The organism is Finegoldia sp. P1-F-LS, from assembly GCF_052932205.1.
In genome coordinates this window covers 258457-271999 of record NZ_JBRFJH010000001.1, presented here as the reverse complement: position 1 = coordinate 271999, position 13543 = coordinate 258457, and the positions used below count along the sequence as shown (strand labels likewise).

General features: G+C 28.9%; 14 protein-coding genes. All 14 read left to right on the top strand.

Annotated elements, in window-relative coordinates; all coding sequences use genetic code 11:
* Window positions 1-9: 9 nt before the first annotated feature.
* On the top strand, window positions 10-1821 hold the full coding sequence (gene lepA / locus ACU68Y_RS01585) for a translation elongation factor 4 (protein ID WP_304139957.1): 1812 nt from the start codon (window positions 10-12) through the stop codon (window positions 1819-1821).
* A gap of 47 nt (window positions 1822-1868) precedes the next feature.
* Complete coding sequence (gene hemW, locus ACU68Y_RS01580; protein ID WP_446755261.1) at window positions 1869-2972, top strand: radical SAM family heme chaperone HemW; 1104 nt, start codon at window positions 1869-1871, stop codon at window positions 2970-2972.
* Window positions 2973-3053: 81 nt separating this feature from the next.
* Window positions 3054-4100 (top strand): heat-inducible transcriptional repressor HrcA, encoded by a 1047-nt coding sequence (gene hrcA, locus ACU68Y_RS01575; RefSeq protein ID WP_316534697.1) that lies wholly within the window; start codon window positions 3054-3056, stop codon window positions 4098-4100.
* Window positions 4090-4650: a nucleotide exchange factor GrpE gene (locus ACU68Y_RS01570; protein WP_446755260.1), complete on the top strand. Its 561-nt coding sequence runs from the start codon at window positions 4090-4092 to the stop codon at window positions 4648-4650. Before hrcA ends, ACU68Y_RS01570 begins: the two co-directional genes overlap by 11 nt.
* A gap of 41 nt (window positions 4651-4691) precedes the next feature.
* The gene (gene dnaK, locus ACU68Y_RS01565) at window positions 4692-6518 is read left to right on the top strand and encodes a molecular chaperone DnaK (protein WP_316530198.1); all 1827 of its coding nucleotides are present in this window, start codon (window positions 4692-4694) and stop codon (window positions 6516-6518) included.
* Between the two features lie 98 nt (window positions 6519-6616).
* A complete protein-coding gene (dnaJ, locus tag ACU68Y_RS01560) occupies window positions 6617-7735 on the top strand; it encodes a molecular chaperone DnaJ (RefSeq protein WP_446755259.1) in 1119 nt (372 codons plus the stop codon).
* Window positions 7735-8658 (top strand): 50S ribosomal protein L11 methyltransferase, encoded by a 924-nt coding sequence (prmA, locus tag ACU68Y_RS01555; protein ID WP_446755258.1) that lies wholly within the window; start codon window positions 7735-7737, stop codon window positions 8656-8658. Before dnaJ ends, prmA begins: the two co-directional genes overlap by 1 nt.
* Window positions 8651-9376: an RsmE family RNA methyltransferase gene (locus ACU68Y_RS01550; RefSeq protein ID WP_446755257.1), complete on the top strand. Its 726-nt coding sequence runs from the start codon at window positions 8651-8653 to the stop codon at window positions 9374-9376. Before prmA ends, ACU68Y_RS01550 begins: the two co-directional genes overlap by 8 nt.
* Window positions 9376-10668 carry a tRNA (N(6)-L-threonylcarbamoyladenosine(37)-C(2))-methylthiotransferase MtaB gene (gene mtaB / locus ACU68Y_RS01545; protein ID WP_002839072.1) on the top strand — a complete coding sequence of 431 codons (1293 nt, stop codon included), beginning with the start codon at window positions 9376-9378 and terminating at the stop codon, window positions 10666-10668. Before ACU68Y_RS01550 ends, mtaB begins: the two co-directional genes overlap by 1 nt.
* Before the next feature lie 46 nt (window positions 10669-10714).
* On the top strand, window positions 10715-11050 hold the full coding sequence (locus ACU68Y_RS01540; RefSeq protein WP_002838150.1) for a histidine triad nucleotide-binding protein: 336 nt from the start codon (window positions 10715-10717) through the stop codon (window positions 11048-11050).
* Window positions 11051-11144: 94 nt separating this feature from the next.
* Window positions 11145-11324 carry a 30S ribosomal protein S21 gene (gene rpsU / locus ACU68Y_RS01535; RefSeq protein ID WP_002836438.1) on the top strand — a complete coding sequence of 60 codons (180 nt, stop codon included), beginning with the start codon at window positions 11145-11147 and terminating at the stop codon, window positions 11322-11324.
* A gap of 105 nt (window positions 11325-11429) precedes the next feature.
* Window positions 11430-12047: an NfeD family protein gene (locus ACU68Y_RS01530; RefSeq protein ID WP_002838331.1), complete on the top strand. Its 618-nt coding sequence runs from the start codon at window positions 11430-11432 to the stop codon at window positions 12045-12047.
* Between the two features lies 1 nt (window position 12048).
* Window positions 12049-13032, top strand: a complete 984-nt coding sequence (gene floA / locus ACU68Y_RS01525; protein ID WP_002836436.1) for a flotillin-like protein FloA — start codon at window positions 12049-12051, stop codon at window positions 13030-13032.
* 68 nt (window positions 13033-13100) lie between these two features.
* A complete protein-coding gene (locus ACU68Y_RS01520; protein ID WP_304151348.1) occupies window positions 13101-13445 on the top strand; it encodes a hypothetical protein in 345 nt (114 codons plus the stop codon).
* Window positions 13446-13543 lie beyond the last annotated feature (98 nt).

Here is a 13543-nt window from a genome sequence, read left to right as displayed (position 1 = left end):
GAGATTTAAATGAAATATGATAAAAAATACGTAAGAAATTTTTCAATAATTGCACATATAGATCATGGAAAGTCAACCTTAGCTGATAGATTAATTGAAGAAACTGGTATGCTTACTCATAGAGAAATGAGTGAACAGGTTTTAGATTCCATGGATTTAGAGCGTGAGAGAGGAATAACAATCAAATTAAAAGCCATAAAATTGTTTTACAAAGCAAAAGATAATAACGTATATATACTTAATTTGATAGATACTCCTGGTCACGTAGACTTTACTTATGAAGTTAGCAGATCATTAAAAGCATGTGAGGGAGCTGTATTAATTGTTGATGCAACTCAAGGTGTAGAAGCACAAACACTTGGAAATGTATACTTAGCCATTGATCAAGATTTAGAAATTTTACCAGTGATTAATAAGATTGATTTACCGAGTGCTGACATTAATTTTGCAAAGAAAGAGATAGAAGATATTATTGGATTAGATGCTGAAAATGTTCCTGCAGTATCCGCTAAAGAAGGAATAAATATTGTAGATGTATTAGAAGATATTGTAAAAAATGTTCCAGCTCCAATCGGCGATGAAAATAAACCTTTAAAAGCATTAATATTTGACTCTTATTATGATTTTTACAAAGGTGTTGTTGTTTATGTAAGAGTTTTTGATGGATGCATAAAACCTGGATCAGAAATATTAATGATGTCTACAAACAAGACATTTGAAGTTACTGAATGTGGATATACTTCTTCTGGAATGATAAGCACTGATGAAATCAGTGCTGGAGATGTTGGATATGTTGTTTGCAGCATTAAGAATGTAAAGGATGCAAGAGTGGGCGACACTATTACTGATAAAAACAATCCTGTTGATAAACCTTTGGAAGGATATAAGCAAGTGACGCCAATGGTTTATTGTGGTATTTATCCAGCTGAAGGAGAAGATTTTAATTCTGTAAGAGATGCTCTAGAAAAGTTACAAGTTAATGATGCGGCTTTAACATTTGAAAACGAAACGTCAATAGCATTAGGTTTTGGATTGAGATGTGGATTTTTAGGACTATTACACATGGAAATCATTCAAGAAAGACTAGATAGAGAATTCGACCTAGATATCATTGCTACTGCGCCAAGCGTAATCTATAAAGTTCATAAAAAAGATGGCACTGAAATAGAGATCCAAAATCCTACGAATTTCCCAAAAGAGACTGAAATAGATTATGTTGAAGAACCTGTTGTTCATGCAGAAATTATGACACCTACTGATTATGTAGGAGTAATCATGGAACTTTGTCAAGGCAAAAGAGGTACTTTCATAGATATGACATATCTTGACGAAAAGAGAGTAACTATAAAGTATAAATTACCACTAAATGAAGTGATTTATGATTTCTATGACGCATTAAAATCAAAAACTAGAGGCTACGCATCATTAGATTATGAATTAATTGGATATGAAAAATCAAATTTAATAAAACTTGAAATAATGATTAATTCAGAAAAAGTCGACGCTTTAACAATTATTGTACATGAAGACTTGGCTTATGAAAGAGCTAGAAAAATAGTAACAAAACTGAAAGATGAAATACCTAGACATCAATTTGTAATTCCTGTACAAGCAGCTATAGGAAACAAGATAATAGCAAGAGAAACTATTAAAGCATACAGAAAAGATGTACTTGCTAAATGTTACGGCGGAGATATAACTAGAAAACGTAAACTTTTAGAAAAACAAAAAGAAGGTAAGAAGAGAATGAGGTCTGTAGGTAGTGTAGATGTTCCTCAAGAAGCTTTCTTATCAGTATTAAAATACGATGAAGGAAATTAAAATTATTAAGCCAAGCGAAAGTTTGGCTTATTTTTGTAGGAGGAATTATGAAAGGAATTTATATTCACATACCTTTTTGCGACTATAAATGTAATTACTGTGATTTTTCAACCATGACAAAACAATATAATAGAGTTGATGAATACTTTAGATTACTACAGAAAGAAATAACTATTTACAAAAATCCAAATGAGAAGATAGATACCATTTATATAGGTGGAGGAACTCCCAATCTTGTAGATTCAAAATATATTAAAGAAATATACAATCTATTAAATAAGAGTTTTGATTTACAAATAAAGGAATTTACTATTGAATGTAATCCTGAATTTGTCACAAAAGAAAAAATAGAATCATATAAAAGTATTGGTGTAGATAGAATATCTTTGGGTGTTCAATCATTCAATGATGAATATAACAGATTTTTAGGAAGAGGACATAAAGTAACAGATGTTTTAAAATCTTTTGAGATAATTAAACAATATATTGATAATATTTCAATTGATTTAATATTCGGATTTCCAAATCAAACTTTAGAATCTTTGGACAATGATCTTAATTATATAAGAAAACTTGCTCCAAATCACGTATCCTGGTATAACATGATTCTAGAACCAGGAACTAAATTTTATAAAGATTATGAAGATATCAATAGAAATAACGATATCGAATATGAAATGTATGTAAAAATTTGTAAAGGATTAGAAGATTATAATCACTATGAAATTTCAAATTTTGCAAAAGACGATTTTGAATCCAAACATAATAAAATTTACTGGAAAGATGAAAATTATTATGGGTTTGGATTATCTTCATCTGGATATATTAACCAGAAAAGATATACCAATGAGTTTTTCTATCCTAACTATAAGAGAAAAATAATAAATGAACAAAAGCCAATAAATTTTTCAGAGAATATTGATTTAGAAAAGAGAGAATTTGAATTTATAATAACTAATATGAGGTTAAAAGAAGGATTAGATTTAACAGAATACAATCGAAAGTTTGACATAGATTTATATAAGAATAACAAAAACATGATAGATAAGTGGATTAAAGAAAGATTATTAACATTAGAAAATAATCATTTAAGCTTTACAGATCAGGGATTTTTCGTATCTAATACTTTTTTTATAGATATTTTAGTTTAACACTTGACATAGTAGTAATCGTGATGTATAATTTTATTATCACTCAAGGTAATAGGTTGCTAACAAAAAAGAGGTGAGATTTTGAATGAGCATTTAACGCAAAGAAAATTTAATATCTTACTAGCTACTATAGATAATTATATAAAGACAGCTCAACCAATTGGATCACGTGTTTTATCGAAAAATTATAATATAGGATTTAGTCCAGCAACAATTAGAAACGAAATGAGCGATTTAGGTGATTTAGGATATTTAGTACAATCCCATATTTCATCGGGAAGAATCCCATCGCAAAAAGCTTTCAGATTGTATGTAGATTATATCCTGGATAAACTGTATAAAAGTGACGAATCTAGTTCTTCATTAATGTCTATAAGGAAGCCATATGAAAGAATTGTTGAACCAGAAAAATTAATTAAATCTTCTTCACAATTCATATCTGAGATAACCCAGTATCCGGTGATTTCTATGTTAAAAAAATCAGATAAGATGCGTCTATCTCACATAGAGTTGCTTCCAATCAGTGAATATAATTATGTATTATTAACTTTATATGATTCTGGTGATTTAAATCATACTGTAATTTCATCAGAGCAAATCATTGAACAAAACGAATTGATTAAGATAAATTTTCTATTAAAAAAACTTTTCTTAGGGAAAAACCTAAATGAAGTTTATGATAATTTAGACGAATTTTCTTCAAAATATAAGTATAATGATCTTTTTAAAGGAGCGATTACCGAAATTATTGAAAATGAAAAAGATAAGTTATCTTCTATGTATGTTTCTGTTGAAGGTTTATCAAATATTTTCAAATATAGTGAATACAATGACTTAAGCAAAGTTCAAAGCATAATAGAGTACCTTGAAGACAAAGATAAAATTGTAAGTATTCTAAATTCTTCAGATAATTTTTTAGACATTAAAATTGGGAATGAGAATAATGAACAAACTCTTGTTGAAAATACAATTATTAAAAGTTCTTATTTCTTCAATAAAAACAATATCGGTGTTATAGCTATCGTAGCTCCCATGAGAATGAATTATGAACTATCAATAGAAGCTATGTTTAAATTATCGAGAAGAATTAACGGATTAATTATTAGGGGGGATTATTATGAAAGATAATGAAGAAAATATGAAAACAAGTCATTCTTCAAATAATACAACAAACGAAGAACACGACTTAGGAATAAAAAATACTAATAAAAACGACAATGATTCTATAGAAGAAGAAATTAATCTTGATAAAGATGAGGTAGTAAATACTGAAATAGAGGATTTAAAAGATTCTTTAAAAAGATTACAAGCAGATTTTATAAATTATAAAAATAGAACAAATAGAGAAAAACAGCAGTCTATTGAATTGGCTAATGAGTCTTTAATTTTGAAAATTCTACCTATAATAGATGATTTAGACAGAGCTATTAATAGTAAGGAAGAAAAAGATGAGTTTTCTAGTGGAATAGAGTTAATTAGAGATAACTTGCTTCTATCATTAAAGGAATTTGGCTTAGAAGAAGTAGATTGTTCAGACAAATTTGATCCAAATTATCATCATGCAGTTATTACTGAAGAAAGTGATAAAGGATCAGATAAGATACTAGAAGTATTCCAAAAAGGATATATTTTGAATAACAAATGCATTAGACCTGCAATGGTCAAGGTTAGTAAATAAGAATTTTTAATATAGATAAAAATCTAAAGGGGGATTTTATAATGAGTAAAGTAATAGGTATTGATTTAGGTACAACAAATTCAGCAGTAGCAGTTATGGAAGGTGGAGAATCAGTTATAGTTCCTAACTCCGAAGGTAATAGAACTACTCCATCAATTGTAGCGTTCACTAAGGATGGTGAAAGATTAGTCGGAGAAACAGCAAAAAGACAAGCAATTACAAACCCAGATAGAACAATCACTTCAATTAAAAGAGAAATGGGTACTGAATACAAAGTAAATATTGATGGAAAAGATTATACACCAGAAGAAATTTCGGCGATGATTTTACAAAAATTAAAAGCTGATACTGAAAGCTATTTAGGAGAAGAAGTTACAGAAGCTGTAATTACAGTTCCTGCATACTTTACAGACTCTCAAAGACAAGCAACTAAAAACGCTGGTAAGATTGCTGGATTAAACGTAAAAAGAATTATCAACGAACCTACAGCAGCTGCGTTGGCTTATGGTATTGATAAAGAAACTGATCAACACAAAGTTATGGTTTATGACTTAGGTGGTGGTACATTTGATGTTTCAATTCTTGAAGTTGGAGATGGAGTATTTGAAGTATTAGCTACACGTGGTAACAACAGACTAGGTGGAGATGACTTTGATGAAAAATTATTAAACTATCTAGCAGATGAATTCATGAAACAAAACGGTGTAGATTTAAGAAAAGATCCTACTTCAAAACAAAGACTTAAAGATGCTGCAGAAAATGCGAAGAAAGAATTATCTACAAGAGTTTCTACAAATGTTAACTTACCATTTATTTCTGCAGTAAATGGAACTCCTGTTCACTTAAATATGGATATTACAAGATCTAAATTTGATGAATTAACATCTGATTTAGTTGAAGAATCCTTAAAACCAGTAAGACAAGCATTAGAAGATGCTGGATTAAGTCACAATGATATAGAAAAAGTACTACTAGTTGGTGGTTCTACAAGAATACCAGCCGTTCAAGAAGCTGTTAAGAAATTAATTGGAAAAAATCCACAAAAAGACATCAATCCAGATGAATGTGTAGCAATTGGTGCAGCTTTACAAGGTGGTGTATTGACAGGTGAAGTAAAAGACTTATTATTACTTGATGTTACACCTTTGTCATTAGGTATTGAAACATTAGGTGGCGTTTGCACTAAACTAATTGAAAGAAACACTACTATTCCAACAAAAAAATCACAAGTATTTACAACTGCTGCTGATGGTCAAACTTCTGTAGAAATCAAAGTTCTTCAAGGCGAAAGAGAAATGGCAGCTGACAATACTTTGTTAGGACAATTTAACTTAACTGAAATTCCTGCAGCACCAAGAGGAGTGCCACAAATCGAAGTAACATTTGATATTGACGCAAATGGTATTGTTAATGTTAGTGCTAAGGATTTAGGATCTGGAAAGCAACAAGCTATGACTATCACATCTTCAACAAAAATGAGCGATGATGAAATAAAGAGAAAAGTTGACGAAGCCAGCAAATATGCTGAAGAAGATAAGAATAAAAAAGAAACTATTGAAACTAAAAATAGCGCTGAATCTGTAATCTATCAAGTTGAAAAAACAATTAAAGATTTGGGTGACAAAGTTTCAGAAAATGAAAAATCTGATATTAATTCAAAGATAGAAGCTTTAAAATCGATCTTAGATTCTGGAGATAACAAAGATATTAAAGCTAAAACTGATGAATTAACTCAAGAAATGTACAAATTAAGTTCTAAACTATATGAAAATAATGCTCAACAACCAGGAGCCTCACAAGAAGCAAAAAAAGATGACGATGTAGTAGATGCTGATTATGAAGTAGTTGATGACGACGAAAATAAATAATGATTAAAAAATCTAAAAAAAGGGGTAAAATTCTTACCCCTTGATTTTTTTATATCTTTTAGTAAAATAGAAAAGTCAGTATATTAGGATGGTGAATAATGAAAAATTTGTACGAAATACTTGAGGTTAATGAAAATGCAACTCAAGAAGAAATAAAAAAATCATATAGAAGATTAGCTAAGAAATATCATCCAGATATAAATAGTGGTGATTCAGAAGCTGAAAATAAATTTAAAGAAATTAATGGTGCCTATGAGGTTCTAGGTGATAAAGAAAAACGAAAGAAATATGATATGTACGGTGATAGAATGTTTGATCAAGGTACAGGAGGGGGATTCTCGGATTTCGGCGATATATTTGGTGATTTTTTTGGTGATATATTTGGAGGATTTAGTTCAAGATCATATTCAAAAAATCCTAACGCTCCTAGAAAAGGTTCAAATATTCAGGTTGAATTAGAAATAGATTTTGAAGACTCTATTAATGGAACGAAAAAAGAGATTTCTTACAAGAAAAAAGTGAAATGCCATGTATGCAACGGCGATGGCGCGAAACCTGGAACAGAAAAACGACAATGCGAGAAATGTCATGGTACTGGAATTATAAATGATACTAAAAGAACACCTTTTGGAATTTTTACACAACAATCTGAATGTGATAAATGTCATGGAGAAGGTTATGTAATTGATGAAAAATGTGAAAATTGTAAAGGTAAAGGTTATGAAATCGAAAGAAAAACAATCAACATTACTATACCAAAAGGAATAAATAATGGTGCTATCATGAGCGTTAAGGGAGAAGGTAATGATGGCGAAAACAATGGCAGTCCAGGTGACTTATATGTTATCATAAAAATTAGAGAACATGAATTTTTTAAAAGAATAAATAACGATATTGTTTTTGATATGCCAATCACTTATGCACAAGCCGTACTTGGTTCAAAAATCGAAGTTCCAACTTTAGATGGTATAGAAGAATTTGAACTTCCTGAAGGAACTCAACCAAATACAACTTTTAAACTTAAATCAAAAGGAGTTCCATATCTAAATTCTAATTCTAGAGGGGATATATTATTCACTGTAAAAATTATTGTTCCTAAAAAGATAAATAAAGAACAAAAGGAAAAATTGATTGAATTTTCAGAAAGTATGAATCAAGAATTAAATGTAAATGAAAAGAAATCAATATTTGATAGAATAAAGGATATGTTTGAGTAATGGAAAAATGGTTAAGTTTTGATATAAAATGTCCAAAAGGATACGATGAAATTATTAGTTCGATATTATATGATTTAGGAATTGAAAATTTACAAATCGACGATTATCAAGATGTTTTAGATTTCAAGAAAAATCAGCCATACTGGGTTGTTATAGATGATGAAGATTTTGTAGAACATGATAATGTAATCATTAAAGCTTTTTATGAAGACGATAAAGTAAATTATGATGAAATTGAAGCTCAAATAAAAGAATTTTCAACTAATAACAATATAGATATTCAAATTTCTAAGAATAAAGAAATTGAAGATATGGACTGGGCTAATGAATGGAAAAAATATTACGAACCATTTTATATCGGCAATATTCTTATCAAACCAAGCTGGATTGATATAGATGAATCAGATCACAAAGTTGTAGAAATTAATCCAGGAATGGCTTTTGGAACAGGACTTCATGAAACAACAAATTTATGTATTGAACAACTCCAAGAACTAAACTTAATAGATAAGATCGTTTTAGATATCGGTTGTGGTTCGGGTATACTTTCTGTAGTTTCTTCAAAATTAGGTGCAAAAGAAGTTTTTGCTACAGATATTGATCCGTTGGCCATAGAAGCTACATTAGAAAATGCTAATCTGAATAAAATATCTAATATAAATGCTGTAAAAGGCTCTTTACTAGATAATGTAGATAAAAAATATGATGTTGTAGTTGCTAATATATTACTAAATGTATTAGATATCTTAATTCCAGATTTACCTAAAGCATTAAAAAAAGATGGAGTATTTATTTGTTCAGGATTAATAAATTCTCAAAGAGATAATATTGTAAATACTTTAGAGAAAAACAATCTTGAAATTGTAGAAGTATCTGAAAAAGGTGAGTGGATTAGTATAATAAGTAGGTTCAAAAATGTATAGGACTTTTAGAAATCAAGAGGATAAGATAGATGATAAAATCCTAATAAAAGGTGAGGATTATAACCATATTAAAAATTCTTTGAGACTTTCAAAAGGTTCTTTAATTCATCAAGTCATTGGTGATACAATTTTTGTTACAGAAATTGAAGAAATAACATCAAATGAAATAATATGTAAAATAATAGATGAAGATAGCATACAGTATGAATCACCATTAAATATTACTTTGTATCAATGTATTCTTAAATCAGATAAGAATGAGTATATTATACAAAAAGCCACTGAATTGGGTGTAAATAAAATTATATTTGTGGAAACAGAACGAACTGTTGTAAAATTAGATGATAAAAAGTGGAACAAAAAAAAAGATAGATTCGAAAAAATTGCACTAGAATCATCGAAACAGTCGAAGAGAACAGTTATTCCTGAAATAGAAGGACTAATCAAAATCAATGAAATAAAGAATACAAGCAATTGTTTAAATTTGGTGTTTTATGAAAACGAAAAAGAAAGTTTTAAATCTTTTTTGTCCAATTCAAAAAAAAAAGATATTAATATTTTCATTGGACCAGAGGGTGGATTATCTGAAGATAATATACAAGATTTAAGTTCGAAAGGATTTAAATCAGTTTCATTAGGAAACAGAATATTACGTGCAGATACAGCTCCAATTTGTGCTTTGAGTATTATCCAATATGAATTAGGAGATATAGAATAATGAAAAAAGTAAAATTTTCAACCTTAGGCTGCAAAGTTAATCAATACGAAACAGAAGCAATGGCTGAATTATTTGTTAAGAAAGGTTATGAAATAACGGACGATTATAATTGTGATGTTTTCGTATTAAACACTTGTACTGTTACCAATTTATCAGATAGAAAAAGCAGGCAACAAATATCTAAAATTAGATCAGAGAACAGTAATGCAGTTATTGCTGTTGTAGGATGTTATTCTCAAGTTAGCCCTGATGAAATAGAAAATATCCAAGGCGTAAACGTAATACTTGGAACAAAATATAGAAAAGAAATTGTAGAATTGTGTGAATTGGCAAAATCATCTAATAAAATTATAAATAAGGTCGAAAATATTGGTAAGAATAAAGAATTTGAAGAATTAACTATAAATACTGAACATTCTATGACAAGAGCTTACATTAAAATTCAAGAAGGATGCAGTCAATTTTGTTCGTATTGCATAATTCCTTACGCTAGAGGTCCAATACGTTCTAGAAATATTAGGGATATAGTTTTAGAAGCTAAAAGGTTAGCGGATAACGGCTTTAAAGAGATTGTGCTTACAGGCATACATGTAGCTTCCTATGGAAAAGACTTTGACAATAAAGATATTGGTTTAATCGATGTAATAGAAGATATAGCAAATATTGATAAAATTAAAAGAATAAGATTAAGTTCATTAGAACCAAGAATTGTAGACAAAAAATTTCTAGATAGATTAAGTCAAGTAGAACAATTTTGTGATCATTTTCATTTATCTTTACAAAGTGGTTCTGATTCAATTCTTCAATCAATGAATAGAAAATACGATACACATTTGTATGAAAGAACTATAAATTTAATACGAGAATATTATCCAAATGCTGCAATTACAACTGATATAATTGTTGGTTTCCCAGGAGAAACTGATGAAGATTTTGAGCAAACATTGAATTTTGTTGATAAGATTAAATTTTCAAAAATTCATGTCTTTAAATACTCCAATAGAAAAGGTACAGTAGCAAGCAAGATGAAAAATCAAATACCTGGTCTTGTAAAAAAAGAAAGAAGCCAAAGATTGATAGAAAAATCAAAATACTATACAGATAAGTTTTTAGATAATATGTTAAATCAGCCAATAAAAGTTTTATTTGAATCAAAAAATGATAATGGATTTATAAAGGGATATACTACTAATTATATAAGGGTAAAAAGACAATATAATCCAAACCTCTCTAACAAAATAATAGATGTTGTTTGCGATAGAAGAGAAAATGAAGAACTGGTCTGTAAATAATTGAAAGTTTAATTATTTTTTGGTATAATAACAACGGAGGCGAGTCATGGACTGTGTATTTTGTAAAATAGTTAATGGAGAAATACCTTCTAAGAAAATATATGAGGATGATTTAGTATATGCTTTTCACGATATCAATCCTGTAACTCCAGTACATTTTTTAGTTATACCTAAAAAACATATTTCTGGAGCTAATGAAATTGATGAATCAAATTCACATATTGTTGCTCATGTATTTGAAGTAATTGCAAAACTAGCAAAAGAGTTCGATATTGATAAGTCAGGCTATAGAATAGTCAATAACTGTGGAGAAGATGGTGGCCAAACTGTACATCATATGCACTTCCACGTATTAGGTAAGAAAAAACTTAACTGGCCTTAAAAATATTGTTATTTTATAAGAATTGTGTTATACTATTTTGGTATAAATTCTGCTCTTTTGTGAGCATTCTTGCAATAAAGAGGGGAGGGAAACCATGTCAGAAATTAAAGTAGGAGAAAACGAATCATTAGATAATGCTATAAAGAGATTTAAAAGACAATGTGCTAGATCTGGAGTTTTATCTGAATATAGAAAAAGAGAACATTATGAAAAGCCTAGCGTAAAGAAAAAGAAAAAATCTGAAGCAGCTAAAAGAAAAAAAAGAAATTTCTAATGAAATTGATATTTAATGAAAGATTCCTTAAAGGAATCTTTTTTTATTGCTTTATTTGGTGTATAATTGTGATATAAAGATATTTAGGAGGTGTTATCGTTTTCTATGAGCATATTTTCTTATCATATATTGAGTATGATTTTTCTATCAGTAACATTTGTATCTATTACTGTGCTTATGTTATCAAATAAGAAGTTCAAATATGGCTTATTAACTGCTGTTTTCTCAGTGTTATTTATTTTGTCTTATTATAATCATGGTGATATTGATATAATTGGTATATTAGTATTTTTAATAGGACTTTTATTCGTTGGATTAGAACTAATAGTTCCAGGCGGTTTTATAGCTGGAATCATTGGTGTTCTATCAATGATTGTCGGAATAAGTATGATAATTAATAATCTTTATCTTGCTTTTTTGACTGTAGTTATTGCCATAACAATTGATGTTTTGTTCATTTTGGTATTTTTGAGTAAAGAATTTGACTCTAGTAAATTTAATAAATTTGTTTTAAAGGAAACTAATTCAAAATCATTTACACAAACATCAAAAAAATATTTAAACAAAAAAGGAACTACTATAACACCTTTAAGACCAAGCGGAAAGGTTGAAATAGACGGAGATTATATTGATGCTATTACAAGAGGAGATTTTATTCCAAAAGGTTGCGAAGTTGTTGTTAGTGAAATAAAAGATTTTAAAATTATAGTAAGGAGAGTGTAAAATGCCATTTGAAATTCCATTTTTAGTACCTATATTAATAGTTATATTACTATTAGTATTCTTTTCGTTAGTACCAGTAGGTTTATGGGTCACAGCTCAGTTCTCAGGAGTACACGTAAAAATTTCACAATTAATTGGTATGAGATTACGTAGAGTAATCCCTAAAAACATTATTAATCCACTTATTAAAGCGACAAAAGCAGGTTTAAATTTAACTACTAATCAACTTGAAGCGCATTACCTAGCTGGTGGAAATGTAAATACTCTAGTAAATGCTTTAATTGCGGCCCAAAGAGCAGATATCGAGTTAGAATTTGAGAGAGCAGCAGCTATTGATTTGGCTGGTAGAAATGTTCTAGAAGCTGTTCAAGTTTCTGTTAATCCTAAAGTTATTGAAACTCCAAATATTGCTGCAGTGGCAATGAATGGTATCGAAGTTATAGTCAAAGCGAAAGTAACCGTTAGAGCAAACATAGAAAGATTAATCGGTGGTGCTGGAGAAGAAACTATTATAGCTAGAGTTGGAGAAGGTATTGTAACTACAGTGGGTTCATCAGAATCTCACACATCTGTTTTAGAAAATCCAGATTCAATTTCAAAAACTGTATTAAATAAAGGGTTGGATTCAGGAACAGCTTTTGAAATATTATCAATTGATATAGCAGATGTTGATGTTGGAAGAAACATTGGAGCTAAGCTTCAAACTGATCAAGCTGAAGCTGATAAAAGAATAGCTCAAGCAAAAGCGGAAGAAAGAAGAGCTATGGCCGTTGCAAAAGAACAAGAAATGATAGCTGAAGTTCGTTCAATGAGAGCTAAAGTTGTTGAAAGCGAATCAAAAGTTCCATTAGCCATTGCCAAAGCTTTAGAGTCTGGTAACCTAGGAGTATTGGATTATTATAATATGAAAAATATTATAAGTGATACTGAAATGAGACAAGCAATTTCTGGGAATAGTGAAAAAATAAAAGAGGATGATAAATAATGTTTTCTTTTATTTCTCTTTTGATTGCCTTAATAGTTATAAAGTTTTTTGCTAATTATTTTATACACATGAATAATTCAAAAAGTTATCATAAAAACTTTCGCAATAAAAATTATCGTAAGAAAAAGACATTAGAAGATTTAAGAAAAGATAAATCAAATACAAAATTGTCTTATGATAAAACTGACAATTCGCTATCTAATCAAGTTAATATCAATAGTTTAGATAAAACAAAATTTAAAAAGGAAAACAAAAAATTACTTGATAAAGATATTGATGAAAAAAGAAACGACGAATTGGAATTGATAAGAGTTGAAATTAATGATGAATTTAAACATAATGATGAATTAAAAAAAGCTATTATCATGAAAGAAATTATTGACAGACCTTTGTGTTTGAGAAACAGAAGATAGTTTGATTATTAAGTTTAATTATGATATAATATGAATAGAATAAATTGTGGCTAAGAGTGGGAAATCCCACTCTTATTTATTTAAGTAATTGAAAAAAA